This is a genomic window from Methylobacterium terricola (genome assembly GCF_006151805.1).
Taxonomy (GTDB): domain Bacteria; phylum Pseudomonadota; class Alphaproteobacteria; order Rhizobiales; family Beijerinckiaceae; genus Methylobacterium; species Methylobacterium terricola.
The window spans coordinates 556,588-581,595 of record NZ_VDDA01000002.1; the positions used below are offsets into that span (position 1 = coordinate 556,588).

Genomic DNA, 25,008 nt, shown 5'->3' on the forward strand with positions numbered 1-25,008 from the left:
CCGCGAGAGCCAGGGCTCGGGGTTGTTGCACAGCCCCGTCACCGCTGCCGGCGAGAGCCCGCAGCGCCGCGCGAAGTCGAGGCGGGTCACGCCCTGCCGTCGGAGCCAGTCGCCGAGTTTCACGCCCCCGTCATAGCTCGAACACCGTTTCAGTCAAACTGAAACGGCGCCGTCGTTCACTCCGGCTGAAAGGAGGCGCCCTCCCCGATCTGGCCGCGATGCCGCAACCAGTGGTCGGCGAGCACGCAGGCCATCATCGCCTCGCCGACCGGCACCGCCCGGATGCCGACGCAGGGGTCGTGCCGCCCCTTGGTCATGACGTCGACCGGCCGGTTGTCGCGGGTGACGCTGGCGCGCGGGGTCAGGATCGACGAGGTCGGCTTCACGGCGAAGCGGCAGACCAGCGGCTGGCCGGTCGAGATGCCGCCGAGCACACCGCCGGCATGATTGGCGAGGAAGATCGGGCGTCCATCATTGCCCGGCCGCATCTCGTCGGCATTCTCCTCGCCGCGCAGGGCGGCGGCCGCGAAGCCGTCGCCGATCTCGACGCCCTTGACGGCGTTGATCGACATCATGGCCGCCGCGAGATCGGCGTCGAGCTTGCCGTAGACCGGGGCGCCGAGCCCGACCGGCACGCCCTCGGCCACGACCTCGATCACCGCGCCGACCGACGAGCCGGCCTTGCGGATTCCGTCGAGATACTCCGCCCACTGAGCGGCGGCGACCGCATCGGGGCAGAAGAACGGGTTGTTGTCGACCTCGTCCCAGTCGAAGCGGGTGCGGTCGATCGCGTGCGGCCCGATCTGCACCAGGGCCCCGCGGATCGTCACGCCGGGCAGCACCTTGCGGGCGATCGCGCCCGCCGCCACCCGGGCCGCGGTCTCGCGGGCCGAGGAGCGTCCGCCGCCACGATAGTCGCGGATGCCGTACTTGGCGTCGTAGGCGTAATCGGCGTGGCCCGGCCGGTAGCTGTCGCGGATCTCCGAGTAATCCTTCGAGCGCTGGTCGACATTCTCGATCATCAGGGCGATCGGCGTGCCGGTGGTGAGCGGCCGCCCGCCGGTGCGGTCGTCGGAAAACACGCCCGAGAGGATGCGGACCTGATCCGGCTCCTGGCGCTGGGTGGTGAAGCGCGACTGGCCGGGCCGGCGGCGGTCGAGCTCGGCCTGGATCTCCGCCGCATCGAGCGGGATCCGCGGCGGGCAGCCATCGACGACGCAGCCGAGGGCCGGGCCGTGGCTCTCGCCGAAGGTGGTGACGCGGAAGAGGTGGCCGAAGCTGTTGTGGGACATGGACGCTAGGGGGACATCGGCGCTGGGACGGAGAACGCCGCCGCTCTAGAGCATTTCGTGCCGGACGGGAAATGCTCTCGCGGCCTCGGCCGGCCGTAGCCTCGCCACCCGTGCGCCGGCATGGCGGAGCGGGGTGGCTCCCAGGTGCTTCGATGGCTTGACATTAGTGCGTGGTGCCTCGTACATCCTGATGTCTTTGCGCTCACAGTGAAATATTGATGTCAGACAGCGGGTCTGATTTCCGGTGTGTCCACGGCTTTGAACCGCAGATCATCAATCTGACACACTATTCTCGATATCTTTCAGGGCGCGATGGGCAAAAGCGAGAGGTGATATGAATTTTTTCCGGCTACCGCGGCGGCTCATGCGCCGGAAAGATGCCTCGCTCGACATCGTCTTCTATCGGAACTTTTACGACGACATGAGCCGTGCCAGCGACGAGGAGATCGTCCGGCACTGGGAGGAGTACGGCCGGGCCGAGGGCCGCTTTCCGAACGAGGCCCTCGGGCGCCAGGCGGCGATGTCCAGCGACGGGCTGCCGAAGGGGTTCGACGGAGCGACGTATCTGCGCTTGAACCCCGATGTCGCAGCGGCGATCCGGTGGGATTTCCAGGCGGCCCTGCATTACCTCGCGCATGGCCGGGCGGAGGGGCGTCCCTACGCCGATACGTCGCAGGCCGCCGCGGCCGGAACCGGCCTCCCCCGGGGCTTCAACCTCGCGAGCTATCTCGTCTGTAATCCCGACATCGCGGAAGCGATCCCTGCGACCGCCGATCGGCTGGCCCATTACATCGAGCACGGCCGCGCGGAGAAGCGCAACTACGCCCCGGTCTTCTACGATCCGACCTTCATCTCGCAGCTCTACGGAATCAGGCTTCCGTACGGGATGACACCGGAGGATGCGGTCGTCGCCGTCCGCCAGCGGCTCCATCCGTCCGACGACCAACTGGTCTATTTCAACGAGGACGAGATCGCGAACCTCCACGGCATCACGATCCCCTATTTCTCGCAGTACTTCGATCACAATCTTTATCAGTATCGCCACATCAGGCAGAGCGGAAAGTTCTTCAACCGGGCGGAATGCATTCGGCACTTCTGCGAGGTCGGACAGCACGAGCAGCTCGACCTCTCGATCGACGGGGCCTTCGACGACGCGTTCTTCGTCGCCGAGTACGGCGATGACGGCGCTCTGTGCGGACCGTCGCGGCGCGAGCGTTACGAATCCTGGTTGAGGAGCGGGGAGGACGAGCCGCTCTTCCCGAACCTGCGGGTGCTCGTGCGCGTGACCCACAAGGCGGTGCTGCCGCGGGTGGTCGAGGACTTCGTCACGGCGCGCGTCAGGGAGGCGGCGCAGGGAACCGATCCGCTGGCGGATCACGTGAAGCCGAGCCGGGTCGTGACGGACCTGCTCGACTGGACGCTGGACCTGGCCGATCCCGCGGCCGCCGAACTCTTCCTCGACGTGGCCGATGAGCGCGCGGTGGAGGGCCGGAACGCCGAGGCCGCCGAACTCTACGCCCGTGCGCTGGTGCGCGTGCCGGGCCATCCCCGCGCCCTCAACCACCGGGCGGACATGATCCAGCGCGGGGGCAATCTCGAGCTCGCGACCAGCCTGCGCCGGCACATCGTGGCGGTCGATGCCGGCAACGAATGGACCTTCCGCCACCTCGCCGAGGGTCTGCTGGAGTTCGGCGAGCCGCAGGCCGCGAGCCGCGCCATGGCGGCAGGGGTGCGGAAGTACCCGGGCGATGTCGACCTGCGTCGGCGGTTGCGCGAGGTCCAGGAGAAGGCCTTCTACGACGTCTGGGAGCGCAGCACCGACATCGCCCTGACGGTGGGCTACGACAGCGCCCGCGCGCTCGTGACCGAGGCGGCGCAGTCGCTGGTGCGGGACGAGGAGCGGCCGGTAAGCGCCGGCCAAGTCCGCCGCGTCGCCCTCTACGCCAATTGCGACCTGATGCAGTGCCGCTTCTACCGGGTCGAGCAGCGGGTCGACCAGCTCGTCGCGGCCGGCTACGACGTCACGGTCTACGACTACACCAAAGATCACGACGCCTACATGGCCGACCTGCTACAGATCGATTACACGATCTTCTACCGGGTGCCGGCTTTCCCGAACGTCGTCGATGCCATCACCAAGACGGCCGAGCTCGGCATCGCGACGATCTACGATATCGACGACCTTGTCTTCGATTCGGACTACTTCCCGCCGGGGCTCGACACCTATGTCGGCCTGATCGATGCGCGGCAGCATGCGTCGATGGCCTGTGGCGTCAGCCTGTTCGCGGAGGCCGCCGCCCTGTGCGACTACGGCATGGCCTCGACGCCGAGCCTCGCCCGACACCTGGAGCGCCGGGTGCGAACCGGGACGGTGTTCCACCAGCCGAACGCCCTGCACGGCGCGCATCTCGCCAGCATGGCGCAGGCGCGGGCCACGACCCCCGGCGACATCGTCACGATCTTCTACGGCTCCGGCACCAAGGCCCATAAGCTCGATTTCGAGCAGCTGATCGAGCCGGCGCTGGCGCGCCTGTTCGAGACCCATGGCGGGCGGATCCGCGTCGTTGTGGTCGGCGACATCGCGGTCTCCGACCTGCTGCGGCCCTGGGCGGAGTTCATCGTCGCCTCGCGGCCGATCGGCAACGTCTCGGCCTACTGGGACCTGCTGCGCGAGGCCGACATCAACATCTCGGTGCTGGTCCCGGACGCGTTCAACGACTGCAAGAGCGAGATCAAGTGGCTGGAAGCCGCGATGTTCGGCATCCCGTCCGCCGTGAGCAGCACGCAGACCCATCGCGAGGTGGTCGTCGAAGGCGAAACCGGCTTCCTGTGCACGACGAGCCAGTCGTTCTTCGCCGCTCTCGACCGTCTGGTGCGCTCGCCGGACGAGCGGCGGCGGATCGGCGCGGCGGCCAAGCGCGCCGCCCTCGAGGCCTACGGCCTGGAGCGGCAGGCGCAGGGCCTGCGCCAGGTGATCGAGCGGACGACGGCGCGCCAGCTCGCGCCGCGCCGCAAGCTCGTCATCGTCAACGTGTTCTATCCGCCGCAGGCGATCGGCGGGGCGACCCGGGTCGTCTATGACAACGTCCGCTCGCTGCGCGCGATCCTCGGGGCCGAGTGGCAGATCGACGTGATCTGCACCCTCGAGGGCGGGCCGGTTCCCTACGCCCTCGACTGGTACGCCCGGGACGGCGTGCGGGTGTTCTGCATCACCGCCGGCAACCATCCGGGGATCGACAGCCTGGTCGAGGATCCCGAGATGGCGCGGGTCTTCGAGCGGGTCCTCGACCGGATCGACCCCGACCTGATCCACTTCCACTGCGTGCAGCGGTTCACCACGACTTGCGTCGCCGCCGCGTTCCGGCGCAAGATCCCCTACCTGATCACGATGCATGACGGCTGGTGGATCTCGCCGAACCAGTTCCTGACCAACGGCAACCGCGTGGTCGAGACCTACGATTTCACCGGCGGGGCCTCCCTCGACGCCTTCATGGGCGAGGATTACGCCCGCGCCCGGACGCTGCTCCGCTGCCTCAAGGGCGCCGCCCGGGTGCTGACCGTGTCGGAGCCGTTCGGCGCCCTGTGCCGCAGCGTCGGCCTGACGGAGGTCGAGGTGGTCGAGAACGGCGTCTCGCGCCTGCCCGAGGTGGTCCGGACCGCGAGCCCGGACGGCCGGGTGCGCCTCGGCTTCATCGGCGGGCTCGCCGACCACAAGGGCTACGGGCTGATCCGCAATGTGCTCCTCAACGAGCGGTTCGAGAATCTGAGCCTGCTCCTGATCGACCACGCCATGCATCCGAGCGAGCGGGCGACGGAGGAATGGGGCAGCGTGCCCGTCACGATCCGCGGGAAGTTCCCGCAATCGAGCGTCGGCGGCCTCTACGCCCACATCGACGTGCTGCTGGCGCCCTCGATCTGGCCGGAGAGCTACGGATTGGTGACCCGTGAAGCGGTGGCCTCGGGCTGCTGGGTCGTCGCCTCCGACCGCGGCGCGGTGGGTGATTGCGTCGTCGAGGGCCGGAACGGCTACGTCGTCGACGTCGCCGACGAGGCCGGCCTCCTGGCGGCGTTGCGCATCATCGACGAGAACCCGGCCCTCCACCGGCAGGCGCCCGGCGACACCGCGCCGATCCGGAGCGCGCACCGGCAGGCGGAGGAACTGGCGGTGATCTACGGCGAGGTTCTCGACGCGGCGCGGGACTGAGGCGGCGGGATTGAGCCGGCGGGATTGATCCGGAATGCCTTCCCGGCGGCGCTCTCGACCGCCGCCGGGTCGGCCGGAGACGCTGTCGCACACGACAAGGCCCGGCATCGAGGGAGCGATGCCGGGCCTTGTCGTGCGGGCGAGAGACCGGCGGTGGTCAAGAACGACCTCCGGTGCCAATCCCGATTTTGTGCCGAGCCCGAAATTCTCGGTCTCGGAGTTTGGCATCGACGTTTCGAGAACGGTCGAGAGCCTGATGCGCCAGCGCCCCAAAGCCGCTCGTATCCGGAGCAGCAGCGCCGTCAGCGCCGCGGCTGGAACAGCGGCTGGGCCAGGGCCTCGGCGCGGGCCATCCACAGGTCGCGCTCGGCGCGCAATTCCTCGGCCTTGTCGACCTCCTGCTGCACGTGGGCGCGGAGAGACCGCAGCTCGTCGGCGAGCAGCGCCTGCAGCTCGTCGTAGCGGCCATGCTCCTGCCGCAGACGGGCCTTGAGCATCATGTTCTCGGCCATCAGGGCGGCGAGATCCTCGTCCTCCGCCCGGGAGGCGGGCGGCGCCTCGGGCTCCACGGCGGGTTCGGCCGGGGCGACGATGCGCGGCTCCCAGGCCGCTTGCGCATCCGGTCGACGCGGTGCGCCGCGGGCCTGGTCGGCGGCGTCGATCCGCGACAGGGTCGCGAGCCAGTCCTGCAGCGGGCCGGAAGGCTGCCGCACGGCGGCGGGGGTCTGCGTCTTCAAGGCGGGATCGGACACGCCGCATCTCCTGCGAATCTTGACCCCGAGTTAACAGGCCGCGTGGTTAAGAACCGGTAAACATTCCCGTCGCGCCCGGGTGCCGGGTCCGCCCCGCATTGACAATCCGTTCACGGGTCGCTAGGCCCCGCCTCGAAGGACGAGGTCTCGTCTCGACGCCGACCGGCCCGTGAGGCCGGAGGTCAACGCCCGACAGCGCGATGCGCCCTCGGGCGCGAACTGCGTTGCGCGAAACCTCCCGATCAGCCATCCCCGAGGTGGCGTGCAGGAGACCGGATGACCAGGACCGACCACGCGCCATTGCGCATCGAGGACGCGGTGAACGAGCTCTGCCCCTGGTCGGGCAAGCCGATCTCGGCCGACTCGCTGACGCTCTACAACGGCGCGGTCGTCGGCTTCTGCAATCCGGATTGCCGCGACAAGTTCGAGCGGGCGCTGAACCACTTCGAGGGCGCCCTGCAGGCCCGGCGCGCCGCCTCCGCGGGCGTGAACGAGTAGCCTTCCGGAGACACACGCATGTTCGAAGGCCTCTCCGACCGCCTCTCCGGCATCCTGTCCGGGCTGACCCGCCGCGGCGCCCTGACCGAGGCCGACGTCACCGCCGCCCTGCGCGAGGTGCGCCGTGCCCTGCTCGAGGCCGACGTCGCCCTCGAGGTCGTGCGCTCCTTCACCGAGAAGGTGCGCGAGCAGGCGGTCGGCGCGGTCGTGCTGAAGTCGGTGACGCCCGGCCAGATGGTCGTGAAGATCGTCAACGACCAGCTCGTGGCGATGCTCGGCGGCGAGGCCGGAATCATCGACCTCAACGCGCCCGCCCCCGTCGGCATCCTGATGGTCGGCCTCCAGGGCTCGGGCAAGACCACCACCACCGCCAAGATCGCCCGGCGCCTGACCCAGCGCGACAAGCGCCGGGTGCTGCTCGCCTCCCTCGACACCCGCCGCCCGGCCGCGATGGAGCAGCTCGCGGTTCTCGCCAAGCAGGTCGGCGTCGAGTCGCTGCCGATCGTCGCCGGCCAGTCGGCGGTGCAGATCGCCAAGCGCGCCATGGAGGCCGCCCGCCTCGGCGGCTTCGACGTGGTGATGCTCGACACCGCCGGCCGCGTCACCCTCGACGAGGCGCTGATGCAGGAGGCCGCCGACGTCAAGGCGGCCACCTCCCCGCACGAGGTGCTGCTCGTCGCAGACGCCTTGACCGGCCAGGACGCGGTCAACACGGCGCGTGCCTTCGACGGCCGGCTCGGCGTCACCGGCATCGTGCTCACCCGCATGGACGGCGACTCGCGCGGCGGCGCGGCGCTCTCGATGCGGGCGGTCACCGGCAAGCCGATCAAGCTCGTCGGCACCGGCGAGAAGGTCGACGCGCTGGAGGAGTTCCATCCGGCCCGCGTCGCCAACCGCATCCTCGGCATGGGCGACATCGTCTCGCTCGTCGAGAAGGCGGCCGAGACCATCGACCAGGAACAGGCCCTTCGCGTCGCCGAGAAGATGCGCAAGGGCAAGTTCGACCTCGACGATCTGTCGATGCAGCTCGCCCAGATGGAGAAGATGGGCGGCATCGGCGGCCTGATGGGCATGCTGCCCGGCATGGGCCAGATCAAGAAGCAGGTCGAGGGCGCCAACCTCGACGAGAAGATGTTCAAGCGCCAGCGCGCCATCATCTCGTCGATGACCCCCGAGGAGCGCCGCAACCCCGACGTGCTCAAGGCCTCGCGCAAGAAGCGCGTGGCGAAGGGCGCCGGCGTCGACGTCTCGGAGATCAACAAGCTCCTCAAGATGCACCGCACCATGGCCGACATGATGAAGGCCATGGGGTCGGGCAAGCGCGGCATCGGCCAGGCGCTGGGCAGCATGTTCGGGCTCGGCGGCGGCGGCATGGGGGGCATGGGCGGCGGAATGGGCCCCTTGGGCAAGATGATGGGCGGCATGCCCCAGCCCACCCCCGAGATGCTCGCCGAGCTGCAGAAGTCGCTGCCGCCCGGCACCACCCTTCCGCCGATGCCGCCTGGCCTCGGCGGTCCCAAGGCGCCCGGCCAGGCCGGCACGCTGCCGGCAGGCCCTGCCGGTAAGGCGCCTCCCGCCGCCCCCGGCCTTCCGGGCCTCGGGGCCAAGCTCCCGGGCCTCCCCGGCCTCGGCGGCCTCCCCTTCGGCAAGAAGAAGTAGGCGGCACCGGGGGCCGCCAGGCCCCTCCCCCGCCCGCGACGTCGAACGATCCTCGAACCCCTCACCAGGAAGAGACCCATGTCCCTCAAGATTCGCCTGACCCGTGGCGGCGCCAAGAAGCGCCCGTACTACCGCATCGTCGTCGCCGACGCCCGCGCGCCGCGCGACGGCCGCTTCATCGAGAAGGTCGGCGCCTACGACCCGATGAAGCCGAAGGACGATCCGGCCCGCGTCATCCTCGAGACCGAGAAGGTCCAGGCCTGGCTCGCCAAGGGCGCCCAGCCGACCGACCGCGTCCTGCGCTTCCTCGACGCCGCCGGCCTCGCCAAGCGTCCGACCCGCAACAACCCGCAGAAGGCCGAGCCCGGCACCAAGTCCAAGGAGCGCGCTGCCGCCCGCGCCGAGAAGGCCGGCGCCGCCGCCGACTCGGCCGAGTAAGCAGCCGGTGGCGCGCCGCCCCGACGCCCGTCCCCCGCGCGGCCAGGCCCCCAAGGGACCTGCCCGCGGGGGTTCCGACCGGGGCGCAGGCGCGCCCATGCCGCGTCGCGCCGATCCTGCATCGGCGCGACGCGAAACCGGGATCGCCACCGATCCCGGTTTCGTGCTGCTCGGCGAATTCGGACGCGCCCACGGCCTCAACGGCGAGGTGCGGCTGAAATCCTACACCGCCGATCCGACGGCGATCGGCACCTACGGTCCGCTCACCGGGGCCGATGGGCGCGCCATCGAGATCGCGTCCTTGCGTCCCGCCCCGGGGGCCCCCGACATGCTGATCGCCCGCGTCGCGGGCGTGTCCAGCCGGAACGGGGCCGAGAGCCTCAATCGTCTCGCCCTCTACGTCGCCCGCGACCGCCTCGGCGCTCCCGAGGAGGAAGACGAGTTCTTCGCCGCCGACCTCGTCGGCCTGAGCGTCGTCGATCGCAACGGCGCCCCCGTCGGCACGGTCCGGGCGGTGCCGAATTACGGCGGCGGCGACCTCCTGGAGATCGCGCCCGCCAGCGGCGGCAACCCGGCCCTCCTGCCCTTCACCAAGGCCTTCGTGCCGGAGATCGACGTCGCGGCCCGCCGCATCACCGTCGATCCGCCGGACGACCTGTTCCTGCCGGCCGCGCCGCGGGATCCCGAGGAGGGTTGAGGCGCGGCTGCGAAGGTCGCGGGTACCTGCCGGATCGTCGCAGCCGATTTCTCGATCAGCTCAAACTGCAATGTCCCCCGGGCATGCGGACGATCGTCGCGCTCGCACATGCGGGAAGCGGTCGCCTTCCGCAGGCCGCTCCATGCTATCCCGAACGAGTGTCGCGTCAGATCGGGGGCGACGCCCGGCCCGCATCGTCGCGTGCCGCGTCCCCCGGGAGCGAGGGGCGGGACGAAACGAGCAGGGCCCGCCCGACGCTTGGTCAGGCAGGCCCCTTCGTCACTGATCGGCCTGAGACGCCCCGCCCCTTATCGGGGGCGGGTGTCGCCCCGTCTCACCGCCCGCGGTTCTTGCGCTGTTGGCCGAGGCCCGAGCTCTTGGCGAGTTCCGAGCGTTGCGCCGCATAGGTGGCCGCGACCATCGGATAATCGTGCGGCAGGCCCCATTTCTGGCGGTACTGGTCGGGGCTGAGGCCGCGCGTCGTCAGGTGACGCTTGAGCGACTTGTAGGGTTTTCCGTCTTCCAGCGAGATGATGTAGTCCGGCGTGACGGTCTTGCGGACCGGGACCGGCGGCGTGGGCTTCTCGGGCTCGGGCGCCGGCGGAGCGGCAACGCGCTCGAGGGAGGAATGCACGGCGGCGATCAGGCTGCCGAGATCCCCGACCGGCACCGAGTTCTTCGACACGTAGGCCGAGACGATGTCGGCCGTGAGCATGACGAGTTCGCCCGGCTCCTGATCGTGAGGTTCCACGTCTGACATGATGGAGTTTCCGCTTCGAGAGTGAGGTGGACGACGGAGGCTGTGCGGCAGGCCGACCCGGCTTCACGCCGCCTCTCGGTCTTCTTGGGGCCGTCACGCACGAAGTACGCGTGGGCCATCGCCCGGTCCCTCAGACTTGGTGGCAATTATCAATCCCGCCTGCAAGCTGCTTGCAGCAACGCGGCGGTAAAATCAGGTAGTACCTGTGGATTTCACCCTGACACAGTCAGGTAAAATATACTCAAGGTTGCAAAATCTGATTTTACGTTGCCGATAATTGCATAAAAACCTATCGGCGCCGGAGGTTTGAGTGGGTACAGGCGGCGACCGTCGATGGCCTCAGGGCGAGCGACGGCCGCCGGTTGCCGTCAGGCGGCCCGTTCCGGCGGCCGGCCGGGCCGGAGCGGGACGTCGTCGGGCCGGGCCTGGATCTCGATGAAGACGCGGCGAACCTTGGGGCTCAAGCCCTTCATCCGCGTCTCCAGGCGGCCGACCAGCCGCTCGATCTCGCCGCCGGTGAGGGTGTCATCCATGTCGAGGCTGACATTGACCAGGATGTCGGCGGGGCCGAGATGCTGCGTCAGCACCTCGTTGACGTGCTGCACCCCCGGTTCGGAGCGCACGATCTGGTGCAGGCCGGCGACCAGCTCCGGCTCCGCCGCCTCGCCGACCAGCAGGCCGTGGGTCTCGATCATCAGGAAGATCGCCATGCCGATCAGGATCAGGCCGATGACGATCGAGGCTGCGCCGTCGAAGGCGGGCTGCTGCAGCGTCTCGGCCAGGATCACGCCGGCGAGCGCCACGACGAGGCCGGTCAGCGCCGCCACGTCCTCGACCAGCACGGTGAACAGGGCCGGGTCCTTGCTGCGGCGGATCGCGGTGATCGGCGGCCGCTCGCCCTTCTCGCCCCAGAACGCCTTGAGGGCGACGAAGCAGGAATAGCCCTCGGCCAGGACCGCGAAGACCAGGATTCCGAGGTTGATGTGAAAGCCCGGGATGTGGCGGCCGAAGATCACCGCGTCGGCCGCCGGCTCCGGGTGCTGGAGCTTGTGGATCCCCTCGTAGACCGCGAAGGCGCCGCCGCCGAGGAAGATCAGCAAGGCGACCAGGAAGGCGTAGAAATAGACCTCGCGGCCGTAGCCGAACGGGAAGCGGGCATCCGCCGGCCGCTGCGCCCGCTTGAGGCCGACGAGGAGCAGGATCTGGTTGGCGGTATCCACCACCGAGTGCACGCCCTCGGCTAGCATCGCCGAGCTGCCGGTGAGGAAGGCGCCGACGAACTTCGCCGCCGCGATCGCCAGATTCGCCCCGGCGGCGGTGTAGATCGCGCCGCTGCTCTCGTGTGCCATGGTGCTGTCGCGCTCCCGCCGCCCGGCAAGCCTGGCCGTGGCTGACGGAGGTAACGCCGCCGGAGGCCGGATGGGTCCGGCGCCCCGCGGCGATCGTGCGCGGCGCTCAGGCCGCGTCGCGCCACGGGGTTCCGGGATCCGGAAGGTCGAAATGGCCGTGTAGGGCTGCGATCGTCGCGGCGAGCAGGCCCGGCAGGGGGGCGAGCGCGGCCTCGTCGGGCACGCGCCCCTCGACCCGCGCCGCGTGCTCGATCTCCCCCAGGTGCCCGGCGAGCGCGGCCGCGCCGACGTTGAGGCTCATCGACTTGAGGCCGTGGGCGGCGCGGCCCGCGGCCTCGGCGTCGCCGGCGGCCTGGAGGGCTGCCAGCCCGTCGGGGGCATGCGCCGTGAAGAGCCCGAGTACCCGCTCGACGAAGGACGAGCCGGCTCCCTCGGCCATCTCCGCGAGGTTGGCCAGGGTGTCGGGGTCGAGGAGCGCCGCGGATGGCGCCGCCTGCTCCGTTTCCGGAGCGTCCGGGGCGGCGGCCTCGCCGAGGGCGGCAGCCAAGGTCCGGGCGAGGTCGGTGAGGGTGAAGGGCTTGGCGAGCACCCCGTCCATTCCGGCCCCGCGCCACGCCTCGGCCGCGGTACCCACCACGTGGGCGGTCGCCGCGACGATGAAGGTGCGCCCGCGCCCTTCCGCCGCCTCCCATTGCCGGATCGCCCGGGCGGCGTCGAACCCGTCGAGGACGGGCATGCTGCCGTCCATCAGGATCAGGTCGAACATGCCCTCGCGAGCCGCCTCCAGGGCACGGTAGCCATCCTCCACCGTCGTCACCCGGGTGACGCCGAGGCGCCCGAGCGCCTCGACCGCGACCTCGCGGTTGAGCGGGTTGTCGTCCGCCACGAGCACCCGGGCGGCGGGGAAGCGCGGCAGGGCAGCGACCGGGCCGGCCTCGGCCCCGATGCCGGCGAAGGTCGCTCCCGTGGCGAGCGCCGCCAGGGCCGACCGCCATTCGCCCTGCACCAGGGGCCAGCGCAGCAGCGCGTCGGCGAGGCCGGAGGACAGCACGGCGGCCCCGCTCGGATCGCCCATCGGGGCCAGCGCGAGGACCCGGCCGGCACCGGCCGGGCGGCGCCCGGCCCGGGCGAGGTCTGCGGCCTCGACGAGGGCGTGGGCGCCCTCCCCCGCCTCGACCAGCGTGAAGCCGGCGGCGGCGAGCCCCTCCGCCAGGGCGGCGGCGGTCGCCGGCCCCGGGACGCCGATCACCACGGCCGGCCCAATGCCGGCCTGGCGCCGCACCGGCGCGGCGGCCGCCAGGACCTCGAGCGGGATCTCGGCCCAGAAGGTCGAGCCGGTTCCGACCTCGCTCTCGACCCCGATCCGCCCGCCCATCGCGGCGACGAGGCGCTCGGCGATCGACAGGCCGAGGCCGGTGCCGCCGAAGCGCCGGGTCGTCGAGCCGTCGGCCTGCGAGAAGGCCGAGAAGATCGACGGCAGGGTCTCGGCCGGGATGCCGATGCCGGTATCGGTCACGCTGAGGCGCAGGACCCCACCGCCGTCGCGGGTCTCGAGCCGCACCAGGACATGGCCGGATTCGGTGAACTTGAGAGCGTTGTTGACGAAGTTGCCGAGGATCTGCCCGAGCCGCACCGGATCGCCGGTGATCGAGAGCGGCACGTCCGGCGCGACGATCGCCGCGAGATCGAGCCCCTTGCCCCGCGCCCGCTCGCCGAACAGGGTCACGACGGTGTCGGCGACCTCGGCAGGGTCGAGGGCGATGCGCTCCAGGGTGAGCTTGCCGGCCTCGACCTTGGCGAAGTCGAGGATGTCGTTGATGATCGCCAGCAGGCTCTGGCCGGAGCGGGCGATCACCTCGGCATAGCGGCGCTGGCGTGCCGGCAGCTCGGCGGCGGCGAGGAGTTCCGCCATCACCAGCATGCCGTTCATTGGCGTGCGGATCTCGTGGCTCATCGTCGCCAGGAACGACGACTTGGCGCTGTTGGCAGCCTCCGCCGCCTCCTTGGCCTCGCTCAGGTCGTGGGTGCGGTCGCTCACCTCCTGCTCCAGCCGGCCCTGGTGCTCGATCAGGCGGTGGTCGCGCTCGCGCACCGCGTCGAGGAGGCCGTTGAAGCTCGTCGCCAGCCGGCCGACCTCGTCGCCGGAGGCGGCGCCGGGCTGCAGGTCGGCGCGACGGGCATAATCGTGGTTCTGGCGCACCGCATCCATCGTGCGGGCGAGCGCGGTGAGCGGCCGGGTCAGGGCGCGGCCGAGGCGCCAGGCCACCGCGAACCCGACCGCCATGGCGAGCAGGGCCGCCAGGACGGCGTTGCGCACGACGGAGAGGAGGCGCCCGATGAGATCCTTGGTCTCGTAGATCAGGGTCACCTGCCCGACGATGCGGGCATTCTCCACCACCGGGACGCTGACCTTGACGGTGTGGGCGAGAATGAGCGCGAGCGGCGTGATGTCGTCCCGGTCGAGGTCGAGATCGTCGGCGAGGCGCAGGCCGGTGCCCTGCTCGGCCAGCGCCGAACCGTCCGGACGGGTCAGCCCGGCATAGACGATGCCGTCCAGTCGCCCGATTCCGCGCAGGGCCGCGTGGACGCCGGCGGCATCGTTCGCCGCCGCCGCCCCGGCCGAGGCGGAGGCGAAGACGATGGCGAGCCCTCTCAGCGCCTGGCGCGTGTCGACGGCGTAGCGATTGACCTCCGACCAGGCGCCGATCGCCGTGCCGGCGGCGAGCGCGACGATCACCGCGCCGAGCACCACCCGGCCGAGGCGGGCGGCGAGACTGCCCGCCGCCCGTGACGGGGCGGATGCGGCGGCCGCCGGGGTCGGCACCGTCCGGGGCGCGGCGGAGGCACGGCGCAGGAGCCACCGTCTCGCCGCCGGAGCCGGCGCACCGGACGTCTCGGGCGGGGCGCGCTCCGGCTCCCGCTGCGCCGCGACAGGCCGCCGCGCCGGCGGGGGGACGGCGTCGTCGGAGGAGCGGATCACCCGGGCGCGCAGGCCGCGATTCTGGCCCGCCTCTCCCGAAGCGTCGTCCTGCGGGGCGTCGGACGGATGCTCCACGCGGGTTCTCTCACTCGTCACGGCAATGGAACACCGTCAGGCCGCCTGCTCGGCGGCGGGTTGGTTCCCGGTGGCTTGGCTCGCGGCCGCTCGGCCGACCAGCTCCGCGACGACGTCCCAGCGGGACAGGAAGGCGTCGACCACCGCGGGATCGAAATGCGCCCCGGCCTCGCGCAGCAGGAAGGCGTGGGTGGCGTCGAGCGTCCAGGCACGCTTGTAGGGCCGGTCGCTGGTCAGCGCGTCGAACACGTCCGCCACCGCGACGATGCGACCCGACAGCGGAATCTCGTCGCCCGACAGGCCGTTGGGATACCCCTTGCCGTCCCAGCGCTCGTGGTGGCTCACCGCGATCTCGGCCGCGAGCCGCACCACGTCGGAGGAGCTGTTGGCCAGGATGCGGGCGCCGCGCTCGGCGTGACGCTCCATCTCCCAGCGCTCCTCAGGCGTCAGGGGACCGGGCTTGAGCAGGATCGCGTCGGGGATCGCGATCTTACCGACGTCGTGCATGGTCGAGGCGAGGCTGATCAGCCGACACTGGGCCGGCGGAAGGTTCATGGCCTCGGCGATCAGCACGGTGTAGTTCGCCACCCGGGCGACGTGGTCGCCGGTATCGGTGTCGCGATGCTCGGCGGCGCGCATCAGCACGGTGACGATCTCGCGCTCGCGCGCCTCGACCAGCGCCACCGCGGCGGCGACCTCCTCGGCGAGGCGCGCGGCATGGGCCCGCTCGGTCCGGTAGGCCCGGCGGAGCGCCAGCAGGTTGGTGACGCGGGCGCGGATCTCGACCGGGTCGACGGGCTTGTTGACGAAGTCGGTGGCGCCGGCTTCGAGCGCCGATCGTCGCAGGACGCGCTGGTCGAAGCTCGTCACCATCACGATCGGCACGTGGACGAAGCCCTCCATCGCCCGGAGCGCCCGGATCACCGCGAGGCCGTCCATGCCCGGCATCTCGTAATCGGTCAGCACGATGCCGATCTCCTCGGCATGGGCCTCGGCGAAGGCCAGGGCGTCGGCCGGCCGGGTGAAGCTCTGCGGCACGCAATCCGGGATCGGCCGCAGCGCCTCGAGCATCAGCAGGTTGTTGAGCTCCGCATCGTCGAGGACGATCGCACGCATGAAATCCCCTCCGGCGAGTGACCGCCACCGTGGGGCGATCGTGGCGGCGAAACCTTGACAACTCACTCCCCCGGGGGCCGCAATTCCGCCGGATCGGGCGAGTTCCGGTGATCGCCGCGCCTCCGCGGCGTCTTTGGCTTTGAAACCGGACGCCGTCGGCGCTAGAGCACGTGCGACGGCCTCCCGCCCGAGCGGGTCGCCGGACAACCCATGACGGATCCCGGCGCGGCCCTCACCGACAGGCGCGCCTTCGCACGCAGGACGACGAGACCCACACGATGGCCGGCTTCAAGGACCAGAACTTCAACGATCGGCGGAGTACGTCCGCGGACGCGAAGAAGGCCCTGCTGGAGAAGTTCCGGGCCAAGCCCGCCGCGGACGACCCGGAGGTCCAGGCCCGGCTGGCCGAGCGCCAGAAGATCGCCGAGGCCCGCGCCGCCCGCACGGCGGAGCGCGAGGCCGCCAAGCAGGCGGAGGCCGAGCGCCGCGCCGCCGAGGAGGCCGAGGCCAAGGCCCGGGCCGAGCGCGAGGCGGCCGAGGCGGCCGAGCGCGAGGCGGCCATGGAGGCCGAGCGCAAGGCGGCCCGCGACGCCCGCTACGCGGCCCGCAAGGCGCGGCGCAAGTAAGCGGCTCCCAAAGGAGAAGACGCCTCGCCGAGGCGTCGGCCGGTCCGTTCCGCGGGCCGTGCCTGAAAGCCCCCGCCGGATCCCGCGCCGCCTCAGGAGCGCGGGATCCGGCGGGGGCTTTTCGTCGTGAGGGGGATCCCGGCGGTCGGGCATCGTTCGGAACGCCGCCCCCGAAACAGCGATGGCGCGAGAGCCCCTCCCCGTTCGGGAGCGGCGATCCCGCGCCATCGGCATGTGTCATGTGGGCGTGTGTCATGTGCCTCGACGGCGCCCAGGACCCGGACGCCCGGACAAGCCCTCACCCGGCTCGCGTCACTCGCCTTTGCGCGGGCGGCCGCGACGGGCGGGCGCCTTGTCGGCATCGCCGTCTCCGCTTTCCGCCGCCAGCCGGGCCGCGGCCGCGCGGTCACGCCGGATCTGGCCGAGGCCAAGGCTCTTGGCGAGTTCCGAGCGCTGGGCGGCGTAGTTGGCCGCGACCATCGGATAGTCGTGCGGCAGGCCCCATTTCTGCCGGTACTGGTCGGGGCTGAGGCCGCGCGTCGTCAGGTGGCGCTTGAGCGACTTGTAGGGCTTGCCGTCTTCCAGCGAGATGATGTGATCGGGCGTGACGGTCTTGCGGACCGGGACCGGCGGCGTGGGCTTCTCGGGCTCGGGCGCCGGCGGAGCGACGACCCGCTCGAGGGACGCGTGCACCGAGGCGATCAGGTTCGCGAGATCCCCGACCGGCACCGAGTTCTTCGACACGTAGGCCGACACGATATCGGCCGAAAGATTGATCAGGTGCGAGGTCGTGTCCTGGTCGTCGGCGCTCATGACGGTGCCCCCTTTGGAATACTTCTTTGCACATGTGGCCAAAAAATTTAACAGTCAATGAAAATTTTTTATTCGAGAGTAGAGCGTGCCGTCCGGAGCCGGGCGATGCCCGTTAGCCCGGCGGGCGCTGCTTTGAGGACAAGTCCTGCCCCGGGCGGCGCGGTTGTATGAGGAATATTTGCTCAATCTTTGATTTCCCGTCCGGCTCGGGCGATCGGCATAAGCCTTCCACGCGGCAGCGGTGATGCCACGACAGTTCGCGCTGCGGCCAACTAGAAAAGACATTACTTGAGGTTGTGAGAAAAGCTCGGGCCCACTCCGTGGGTGGTGGGCTCGATCCTGCCGTGCCCGACCTGATTTTACAACCTTAGGGTGTAAATTTCGGCGATGGCGGCGCTCACGAAAAAGGGCACCCGCCGTGACTGGCGGGTGCCCCGGAATGCGTACCCCGTCCCGATCACGGGAGGCGGCGGTGTCGCGGCTCGCGCGGCGCTGCGCCGCCGGTCAGGGCTTGGGGGCGGCGGCTGGCGCCGCCGGTTTGGCCGCCGTGGCCGGAGCGGCGGGCTTCGCCGCCGCGGCCCATTCCGCGTCCGCACGCGGGCCGTTCGGGGCACCGGTCGGGGCGGTGAGCTGGCCCGGCAGCGTGTCGCTGACCCGGGTCCAGGTCTGCGAGCCGCACAGGAAGCCCATCAAGCAGCCGCGGACGTTGAGCTCGCCCGGCTGCTCGGTCCAGATCGAGACGTCGTAGAGCTTGCCGTCGTCGGCGTTGTAGATCTGGCCCTCGTAACGGTTATCCGCGTTCGGCTTCAGCCCCATGATGAGCTGGTGACCGAGGGCGGGGCGGCCGCGCTTCTTGGCGTCGGCGTTCTTGAAATCGACCCGAGGCTGCCCCTTGTCGTCGTTCGGGGTCTTCATCCACACGGCATAGCCGCAGATCCGGTCGGCGCGGCTCGGGCACTTCTCGACCCGGATGCGGGCCCGGCCATCCTCGGTCAACCAAGTCCCGCTCGGGTCTTTCGGAGTGGCGAGCGCCGCTCCCGACGACAGGCCGATGGCGATAAGCGCCCCGGTCAGGACCTTCTTCATACGATACACCCTCGTCTGGTGCGGCCCGCACACAACATTAATCCGTCGCTGATGCCGCGTCGTGCGGCTGGATGCCAGAGGCCGGCCCCAGAGGCCGACCCATTGCGTCGGAATCGTGGGCGGCCGGCGCGGACAGACCGCCTCACGGCGGGATGTCGCATGCCCGGATGTCACATGGCCTGCCGCTCCTCCGGCGAGCTAGAGCAGCCACGCCGGGCGGCAATCGTCCATCCGGGAAGAACCGCCAATATTTTCGACTGCCGCGCCGCGGCGTCCGCTCACCCGCCAGGGCTGCCGCATGTTCACGACCGAGCTCCTCGTGATGACCTCCGCCACCCTCGGGGCGATCGTCATCGTGCTCGCCGCCCAGCCGGGCGCCACCCTGCGGGCGAGCCTGCCGCGCCTGCCGCGTGCCGTCGGCCCCGCGCGCCGGCCGGCGGGACGCTGAGAGCGGCCCGCCGAAGGCGGGGATTTCGGGGAGATCGGGCCGCCCGGCCGTGGTTTTTGGTGCGGCGCAGCACGGCGGGAGCCCGGAAAGGCTGCTAGACTTCGGACCGTCGTCGCTGTCCTTGCGCCGCCGCCGTCCCGAGGAGCTGACCCGACCGTGCCGCACGCCTCCGAGCTGATCGCCATCATCGCCCTCGGGCTCGTCTTCGCGTTCGTCGGCGGCATGCTCGCGCAGCGGTTGAAGCTGCCGCCCCTGGTCGGCTATCTGCTGGCGGGCGTCGCGGTCGGGCCGCACACCCCGGGCTTCGTCGGCAACGCGGAGCTGGCCGGACAGCTCGCCGAGATCGGCGTGATCCTGCTGATGTTCGGCGTCGGCCTGCATTTCTCGATCGGCGACCTGATGTCGGTGCGCGCCATCGCGCTGCCCGGCGCCGTGGTGCAGATCGTCGTCGCGACCCTGATGGGTCTGGCGCTCAGCGTCGCCTGGGGCTGGGGCCTCGGCGCCGGCCTCGTCTTCGGCCTCGCCCTCTCGGTCGCCTCGACGGTGGTGCTGCTGCGGGCGCTCGAGGAGCGCGGCCTGCTCGATTCCGACAAGGGCCGCATCGCCGTCGGCTGGCTCATCGTCGAGGACCTGGCGATGGTGCTCGCCCTCGTCCTGCTGCCGGCGCTCGCCGGCCCGCTCGGCGGCGAGAGCGCCGGGGCGGCGCACGGCATCGCCGGCGACGGCAACATCTGGCTCACCCTCGGGCTGACGCTCGCCAAGGTGGCGGCCTTCGCCGGGCTCATGCTGGCCGGCGGCCGCCGGGCGGTGCCCTGGCTCCTCGATCAGGCGGCCCGCACCGGCTCGCGCGAGCTGTTCACCCTGGCGGTGCTGGCGCTGGCGCTCGGCATCGCCTACGGCTCGGCCGAGCTGTTCGGCGTCTCCTTCGCGCTCGGCGCCTTCTTTGCCGGCATGGTGCTGGCCGAATCCGATCTCAGCCATCAGGCCGCCGCCGATTCGCTGCCGCTCCAGGACGCCTTCGCGGTCCTGTTCTTCGTCTCGGTCGGGATGCTGTTCGACCCGACCATCCTGGTGCGCCAGCCCCTCGCGGTGCTGGCGACGCTGGCGGTGATCCTGGTCGGCAAGTCGCTCGCCGCCATCGCCATCGTGCTGGCCTTCCGCCACCCGCTCTCGACGGCGCTCACCATCGCGGCGAGCCTGGCCCAGATCGGCGAGTTCTCGTTCATCCTGGCGAGCCTCGGCATCGCCCTGAAGCTGCTGCCGCCGGAGGGCCGCGACCTGATCCTGGCCGGATCGCTCCTCTCCATCACCCTCAATCCGCTGATCTTCGGGGCCTTGGGCCGGCTCAACGGCTTCGTCGAGGGTCGGCCGGGCCTCTCCGCCCGGTTCGCCCGCGGCACCGCCCCGATCGCGGTCATAGGCCCTGCCAAGCGCCGCGAGGGCCACGCGGTGGTGATCGGCTACGGCCGGGTCGGCAGCGCGATCGGCAAGGCGCTGGCGACCTGGGAGCTGCCCTTCGTGGTGGTCGAGCGCGACCGTCGCCGGGTCGAGGAGCTGCGGGCCGCCGGCATCGCGACGGTGTTCGGCGATGCCGGCGCACCGGGCATCCTCGACGCCGCCGATGTCGGCCGGGCGCGTCTGCTCGTCGTCGCGAGCCCGGACGCGCATCAGGCCCGTCGCCTGATCACGATCGCCCGCGAGGCCAATCCGGCGATCGACACGGTGGTGCGCACCCACAGCGACGTCGAGCGCCGCAACCTCGAGGAGGAGAAGGTCGGCCTGGTGCTGATGGCCGAGCGCGAGGTCGGGTTCGGCATGGCGCTCTACGCGCTCCGCAGCCTGGGGCTCAGCGAGGGCGAGGCCCGCCTGTTCATCGATACCAGCCGGGCCGAGAGCCGGGCCGAGCCGGCTGCCGAGGCCGAGCCGGAACTGGGCGCGCCGGAGCTGCGGCCGCATCGCGAGGCGCCGGCGGAATCGTGATCCGGGCCGGCGCATCGCCACGCGAGGGGGATGCGGGTTCGTCGCGAGCATGCGGCACAATCCAGGACCGGGAGCGTCGTCCGAGTGCAGCGCGATCGAGCGACGCTCCAGGCGCGGGGCCATTCATGACCGAACCGTAAGGTGACGGCCAGGATCGCCTCAGCCCGGGCGGCTCATCCTGCCCCGGTTCGTGAGGAAGGATCCGACGATGACGCAGCCGCAAATGGAGCGTCCGGCCGAGCTGATGGTCTGGCACGGGGCACCGGCCGCCCCCGGCCCGCGGGAGATGCGCCGCTATCCCACCCTGCGTGCCGCCCTCGTGGCGGCCGCCGCCAGCGCCGACGATCCCGAGGCCCTGCCCTGGATCGTGACCGAGGACGGCGACGTGCTGAGTCCGCACTGGATCGACGGCCACGCCCCCCGGCACGCCGCGCGCCGGTTCCGCCCGGCGGCGCCCGCTCTGCTCTAGCCGGGCCCCCGCCGGGCATTTTGCGGCGTTCGGTCGGCTCACGTTCGGCGCCGGCGCGTGCTAACGTCGATCGACGAGCACGAATCGCCATGACGAGCCTGCGCAAGACCGCCCCCACCCGCCCGGCCACGATCGCGGCGTCGACCCACGGCTACGCCGCGGCGTCCCTGTGGCTGCGCCGCGCCGCCAACGACAACCGGCCGGAGCGGGGCCGCCAGCGCTACCTGGCGCTGATCGCCGGTGCCTGGCTCGCCGGGCTGCTCACGGCCGCGATCGCCCTGTGGCGGACCGGCGGGTTCTGAAGGGAACTGGATCGGCTCGTTGTCCTGGGGCCGTCCTCACGACCCCGCCTACCGCCCTGGATCACGCGGTGGAACACGGGATCCGGGAAACGGGATTCGGGAACCTGGGATCCGGGAAGATCAGCCGGAATCCGCCTCACGGGTACTGACCGTGAAGCCGGCGTCTCGATGCGTCGCAAAGCCATCCCCCCGCCCGGACGCACGTCGTTGCTTTCGTCTGGCACAGGGAGCGGCCGGGCTATCGGCGTCGCACGCCCGGTATCGTGCCGCGTGGAGGCATCGATGCGGCATTCGACGTCGATCTGACGCAGCAAGGCGCGCCCGCCGAGCGGACGAAGCCGCCGGACGAACGCGCCGGATCTCAGGCTGAAACGCGGTGCGGCTCAGCGGGCGTGGTGGTGGCGGTGCATGCGGCGGTGCTTCATCATGCGCTTCTTGCGCATGGTCGGCTGCATCGTCTGGCGCGGAGCCGCGCCCATCGCCGGCGCGCCACCGGACGCGCCCATCTCGCGCTGCTGGCCGGCGAGCGGGCCACCGGCCTGCGAGCCCGAATTGTTGTAGGGCGAGCCGCCCTGGGCGAAGGCCGGAACGGCGGCAGCAGTGAGGACGGCCGCGACCAGGCAGGAGGTGAGGATCTTCATCGGGGACCTCGCGAGTAAGGCCAGCCCGTCAGTCGGGCCGTGCAGAGAAGACGCGCCCGGCCGCGTTTGGTTTCATGGCCCCGCTTCATTCCGCGTCGCCGCATGTGGATAAGGTCCGGCCGGCGGCCGGACCCCGTCCGTGCCAGATCACCAGCTGGTGAGCACCGCGCCCGAGAATTTGGTCTCGATGAAGGCCTTCACCTCCGGCGAGCGGTAGGATTCGACCAGGCTCGCGACCCAGGGCTTGTCCTTGTCGGCGCTGCGCACCGCGATCACGTTGACATAGGGGCCCTTCGGCTCCTCCTTGAGAATCGCGTCGGAGGGCTTGAGGCCGGCAGCCGTCGCGTAGTTGGTGTTGACCGCCGCGGCGTCGACGTCGTCGAGGGAGCGCGGGGTCTGGGCCGCGTCGACCTCGATGATGCGCAGGCGCTTCGGATTCTCGGTGATGTCGGCGACGCTCGGCTTGAAGCCGACATTCGGCTTCAGCTTGATGAGCCCCTTGTCCTGCAGCAGCAGGAGAGCCCGGCCGCCATTGGTCGGATCGTTCGGGATCGCCACCGCACCGCCGGCCGGCACCGCGTCGAAGCTCTTGTGCCGCTTCGAGTAGACGCCCATCGGGAAGTTCACCGTCTGGGCGACGCTCTCGATCTTGTAGCCGCGATCCGCCTTCTGGTTGTCGAGATAGGGCTGGTGCTGGAACGAGTTCGCTTCCAGCTCACCGGAGGACAGCGCCTCGTTCGGCACGACGTAGTCTGAGAACTCGACGATCTGGAGGTCGAGGCCCTTCTTGGCGGCGATCGGCTTCACCGCCTCGAGGATCTGGGCATGCGGGCCGGGCGTGACGCCGACGCGGACGCGCTGGTTCTGCGCCAGGGCGGGAAGGCTGACGGCGGTCAGCAGGACCGCGAGGGTGAGGGTACGCAGCATCGTTCTACGCTCCAAGGACGACGGGAGAGGCAAGGGAAACGGGAGAGGAAGCAGGACGGGATCAGCCGTGGCGCAGGCGCTTGTTCATCCGCCGCGCCAGCCGGTCGCCGAGGGTCTGGACCAGCTGCACCAGGACGATCAGCACCACCACGACGGCGAGCATCATCTCCGGCATGAAGCGCTGGTAGCCGTAGCGGATGCCGAGGTCGCCGAGGCCCCCGCCGCCGACGGCGCCGACCATCGCCGAGAAGCCGATCAGCGACACCACCGCCAGGGTGAGCCCGAGCACGATGCCGGGCAGGGCCTCGGGGATCAGCACCTTGAGGACGATCTGGAGCGGGCTCGCCCCGAAGGCCCGGGCCGCCTCGACGAGGCCGCCATCGACCTCGCGGATCGCGCCCTCGACGAGGCGGGCGATGAACGGGGTCGCCGCCACGGTCAGCGGCACGGTGGCGGCGGTGGTGCCGATCGAGGTGCCGGCGATCAGCCGGGTGAACGGGATGATCGCCACCACCAGGATGATGAACGGCGTCGAGCGGGTGGCGTTGACGACGAGGCCGAGCACCCGGTTGAGCCAGGGGGCCGCCAGCAATTCGCCCCGCCCGCTGGTGGCGAGGAAGACGCCGAGCGGCAGGCCGATCAGCGTGCCGAGGGAGGCCGCGACCGCCACCATCTGCAACGTGTCGAGGGTGGCCTGGACGAGGAGGCGGACGAGTTCAGGCGACATGGATCAGGTCCGTGGGGGCGGCGCTGCGCTGCCAGCCGGCAAGGTCGAGGGTGCCGAGCAACTCGACGTCGAGGCCGCGGGCGGCCAGGAAGTCGCTCGCCCGCCGCACCGTCTCGGGCTCGGGCGGGATCCCGACCACCAGGGTGCCGAAAGGACGGCCGGCGATCTCGTCGACGGTGCCCGAGAGGATGCCGGCCGGGATGCCGACGTCGCGGGTGAGCTGGGCGAGCACCGGATCGGTGGCGTGGGGGCCCCGGAAGGTGATGCGCAGCACCGCCTGCTTGCCCTCCCCTGCCGTCGCCGGGCCGGGGGTCAGGCGGGCGGCGAGCGCCGGCGGCAGCGCGCGTCCGGTCTCCTCGTCGAGGAAGGTGCGGGTGATCGCGGCCTTCGGCCGGGTGAAGACCTCGAACACGTCGCCGCTCTCGGCGATGCGGCCACCGTCGAGCACCGCGACCTCGTGGGCGATCGCGCGGATCACCGCCATCTCGTGGGTGATGAGCAGGATCGTCAGGCCGAGATCGCGGTTGATCCGGCCGAGCAGGTCGAGGATCGAGCGGGTCGTCTCGGGATCGAGGGCCGAGGTCGCCTCGTCGGAGAGCAGCACCTTCGGGTTGGTGGCGAGCGCCCGGGCGATGCCGACGCGCTGCTTCTGGCCGCCCGACAGCTCGGCCGGGTAGCGGTCGGCCTGGGGACCGAGGCCGACGAGGTCGAGGAGCTCGGCGACGCGGGTGCGGATCGCGCCCTTGTCGGCGCCCGCCACTTCGAGGGGCAGCGCGACGTTGCCGGCGGCGGTGCGGGCCGAGAGCAGGTTGAAGTGCTGGAAGATCATGCCGATGCCGCGGCGCTCGCGCCGGAGCGCCGATTCCGACAGGCGCGAGATCTCGGCGCCGTCGACGATCACCCGCCCGCGGCTCGGTCGCTCCAGGCCGTTGACGAGGCGGATCAGGGTCGACTTGCCGGCGCCCGAGCGGCCGATCACCCCGAGCACCCGGCCGCGCGGCACGGTCAGGTCGATGTCCTCGAGCGCCGTGACGGCCCCGGCGCCGCGGCGCGCCGTGTAGGTCTTGGCGACGTTCTCGATGCGCACGAGGGCGTCGGCGCCCCCGGGCCGGTGGCCCAGGTCTACCGGCACGCGGACGGGGGCCGTCACGGCGCGCGGGTCCGGGCGG

22 protein-coding genes are annotated in these 25,008 nt (G+C 71.0%); 10 read left to right on the plus strand and 12 right to left on the minus strand.

The features are described from left to right. Positions 1-176: 176 nt before the first annotated feature. On the minus strand, positions 177-1,292 hold the full coding sequence (aroC, locus tag FF100_RS06930) for a chorismate synthase (RefSeq protein WP_139034806.1): 1,116 nt from the start codon (positions 1,290-1,292) through the stop codon (positions 177-179). Positions 1,293-1,656: 364 nt separating this feature from the next. On the opposite strand from aroC, the gene FF100_RS06935 reads away from it, so the two are divergent. Next, on the plus strand, positions 1,657-5,496 hold the full coding sequence (locus FF100_RS06935) for a glycosyltransferase (protein WP_139034807.1): 3,840 nt from the start codon (positions 1,657-1,659) through the stop codon (positions 5,494-5,496). Positions 5,497-5,798: 302 nt separating this feature from the next. Here FF100_RS06935 and FF100_RS06940 read toward each other — a convergent pair whose 3' ends face one another. Continuing rightward, entirely contained in the window at positions 5,799-6,248 is a 450-nt protein-coding gene (locus FF100_RS06940) for a hypothetical protein (protein WP_139034808.1), read from the minus strand. 276 nt (positions 6,249-6,524) lie between these two features. Here FF100_RS06940 and FF100_RS06945 point away from each other — a divergent pair, with 276 nt between their 5' ends. The 4 genes from FF100_RS06945 to rimM all read left to right on the plus strand — a co-directional run bounded on the left by FF100_RS06945 (position 6,525) and on the right by rimM (position 9,540). Then, complete coding sequence (locus tag FF100_RS06945; protein WP_139034809.1) at positions 6,525-6,746, plus strand: eL24 family ribosomal protein; 222 nt, start codon at positions 6,525-6,527, stop codon at positions 6,744-6,746. Between the two features lie 18 nt (positions 6,747-6,764). Continuing rightward, positions 6,765-8,405: a signal recognition particle protein gene (gene ffh / locus FF100_RS06950; RefSeq protein ID WP_139034810.1), complete on the plus strand. Its 1,641-nt coding sequence runs from the start codon at positions 6,765-6,767 to the stop codon at positions 8,403-8,405. Positions 8,406-8,483: 78 nt separating this feature from the next. Continuing rightward, positions 8,484-8,843: a 30S ribosomal protein S16 gene (gene rpsP, locus FF100_RS06955; protein ID WP_139034811.1), complete on the plus strand. Its 360-nt coding sequence runs from the start codon at positions 8,484-8,486 to the stop codon at positions 8,841-8,843. A gap of 7 nt (positions 8,844-8,850) precedes the next feature. Beyond that, entirely contained in the window at positions 8,851-9,540 is a 690-nt protein-coding gene (gene rimM / locus FF100_RS06960) for a ribosome maturation factor RimM (protein ID WP_425463285.1), read from the plus strand. Positions 9,541-9,874: 334 nt separating this feature from the next. On the opposite strand, the gene FF100_RS06965 is transcribed toward rimM, so the two are convergent. The 4 genes from FF100_RS06965 to FF100_RS06980 all read right to left on the minus strand — a co-directional run bounded on the left by FF100_RS06965 (position 9,875) and on the right by FF100_RS06980 (position 15,820). Continuing rightward, entirely contained in the window at positions 9,875-10,300 is a 426-nt protein-coding gene (locus tag FF100_RS06965) for a Ros/MucR family transcriptional regulator (RefSeq protein ID WP_139034813.1), read from the minus strand. A 368-nt stretch (positions 10,301-10,668) separates the two neighbouring features. Then, positions 10,669-11,649, minus strand: a complete 981-nt coding sequence (locus FF100_RS06970) for a cation diffusion facilitator family transporter (protein WP_139034814.1) — start codon at positions 11,647-11,649, stop codon at positions 10,669-10,671. A gap of 106 nt (positions 11,650-11,755) precedes the next feature. Further along, positions 11,756-14,704 (minus strand): hybrid sensor histidine kinase/response regulator, encoded by a 2,949-nt coding sequence (locus FF100_RS38315; protein ID WP_281287265.1) that lies wholly within the window; start codon positions 14,702-14,704, stop codon positions 11,756-11,758. 36 nt (positions 14,705-14,740) lie between these two features. Further along, positions 14,741-15,820: an HD-GYP domain-containing protein gene (locus FF100_RS06980; RefSeq protein ID WP_139034815.1), complete on the minus strand. Its 1,080-nt coding sequence runs from the start codon at positions 15,818-15,820 to the stop codon at positions 14,741-14,743. Between the two features lie 278 nt (positions 15,821-16,098). Between FF100_RS06980 and FF100_RS06985 the strand changes: the two genes are divergently transcribed. Continuing rightward, the gene (locus FF100_RS06985; protein WP_139034816.1) at positions 16,099-16,446 is read left to right on the plus strand and encodes a DUF6481 family protein; all 348 of its coding nucleotides are present in this window, start codon (positions 16,099-16,101) and stop codon (positions 16,444-16,446) included. 312 nt (positions 16,447-16,758) lie between these two features. Here FF100_RS06985 and FF100_RS06990 read toward each other — a convergent pair whose 3' ends face one another. Further along, positions 16,759-17,259, minus strand: a complete 501-nt coding sequence (locus tag FF100_RS06990; protein ID WP_139034817.1) for a Ros/MucR family transcriptional regulator — start codon at positions 17,257-17,259, stop codon at positions 16,759-16,761. Between the two features lie 504 nt (positions 17,260-17,763). Then, the gene (locus tag FF100_RS06995; protein WP_139034818.1) at positions 17,764-18,345 is read right to left on the minus strand and encodes a DUF2147 domain-containing protein; all 582 of its coding nucleotides are present in this window, start codon (positions 18,343-18,345) and stop codon (positions 17,764-17,766) included. A gap of 298 nt (positions 18,346-18,643) precedes the next feature. Here FF100_RS06995 and FF100_RS36950 point away from each other — a divergent pair, with 298 nt between their 5' ends. The 4 genes from FF100_RS36950 to FF100_RS07010 all read left to right on the plus strand — a co-directional run bounded on the left by FF100_RS36950 (position 18,644) and on the right by FF100_RS07010 (position 21,544). Continuing rightward, entirely contained in the window at positions 18,644-18,793 is a 150-nt protein-coding gene (locus FF100_RS36950; RefSeq protein WP_171070073.1) for a hypothetical protein, read from the plus strand. A 156-nt stretch (positions 18,794-18,949) separates the two neighbouring features. Then, on the plus strand, positions 18,950-20,773 hold the full coding sequence (locus tag FF100_RS07000; protein ID WP_139034819.1) for a cation:proton antiporter domain-containing protein: 1,824 nt from the start codon (positions 18,950-18,952) through the stop codon (positions 20,771-20,773). Positions 20,774-20,981: 208 nt separating this feature from the next. Next, positions 20,982-21,242 (plus strand): hypothetical protein, encoded by a 261-nt coding sequence (locus FF100_RS07005; protein WP_139034820.1) that lies wholly within the window; start codon positions 20,982-20,984, stop codon positions 21,240-21,242. Between the two features lie 89 nt (positions 21,243-21,331). Continuing rightward, positions 21,332-21,544: a hypothetical protein gene (locus tag FF100_RS07010; protein WP_139034821.1), complete on the plus strand. Its 213-nt coding sequence runs from the start codon at positions 21,332-21,334 to the stop codon at positions 21,542-21,544. A gap of 383 nt (positions 21,545-21,927) precedes the next feature. Here FF100_RS07010 and FF100_RS07015 read toward each other — a convergent pair whose 3' ends face one another. From FF100_RS07015 to FF100_RS07030, 4 genes are all read right to left on the minus strand, one after another. After that, a complete protein-coding gene (locus FF100_RS07015; protein ID WP_139034822.1) occupies positions 21,928-22,185 on the minus strand; it encodes a hypothetical protein in 258 nt (85 codons plus the stop codon). Positions 22,186-22,332: 147 nt separating this feature from the next. Continuing rightward, on the minus strand, positions 22,333-23,112 hold the full coding sequence (locus FF100_RS07020) for a MetQ/NlpA family ABC transporter substrate-binding protein (RefSeq protein WP_139034823.1): 780 nt from the start codon (positions 23,110-23,112) through the stop codon (positions 22,333-22,335). A gap of 61 nt (positions 23,113-23,173) precedes the next feature. Continuing rightward, positions 23,174-23,839 (minus strand): methionine ABC transporter permease, encoded by a 666-nt coding sequence (locus FF100_RS07025; protein ID WP_139034824.1) that lies wholly within the window; start codon positions 23,837-23,839, stop codon positions 23,174-23,176. Continuing rightward, the gene (locus tag FF100_RS07030) at positions 23,829-24,989 is read right to left on the minus strand and encodes a methionine ABC transporter ATP-binding protein (RefSeq protein ID WP_139034825.1); all 1,161 of its coding nucleotides are present in this window, start codon (positions 24,987-24,989) and stop codon (positions 23,829-23,831) included. Before FF100_RS07030 ends, FF100_RS07025 begins: the two co-directional genes overlap by 11 nt. Positions 24,990-25,008: the final 19 nt, after the last annotated feature.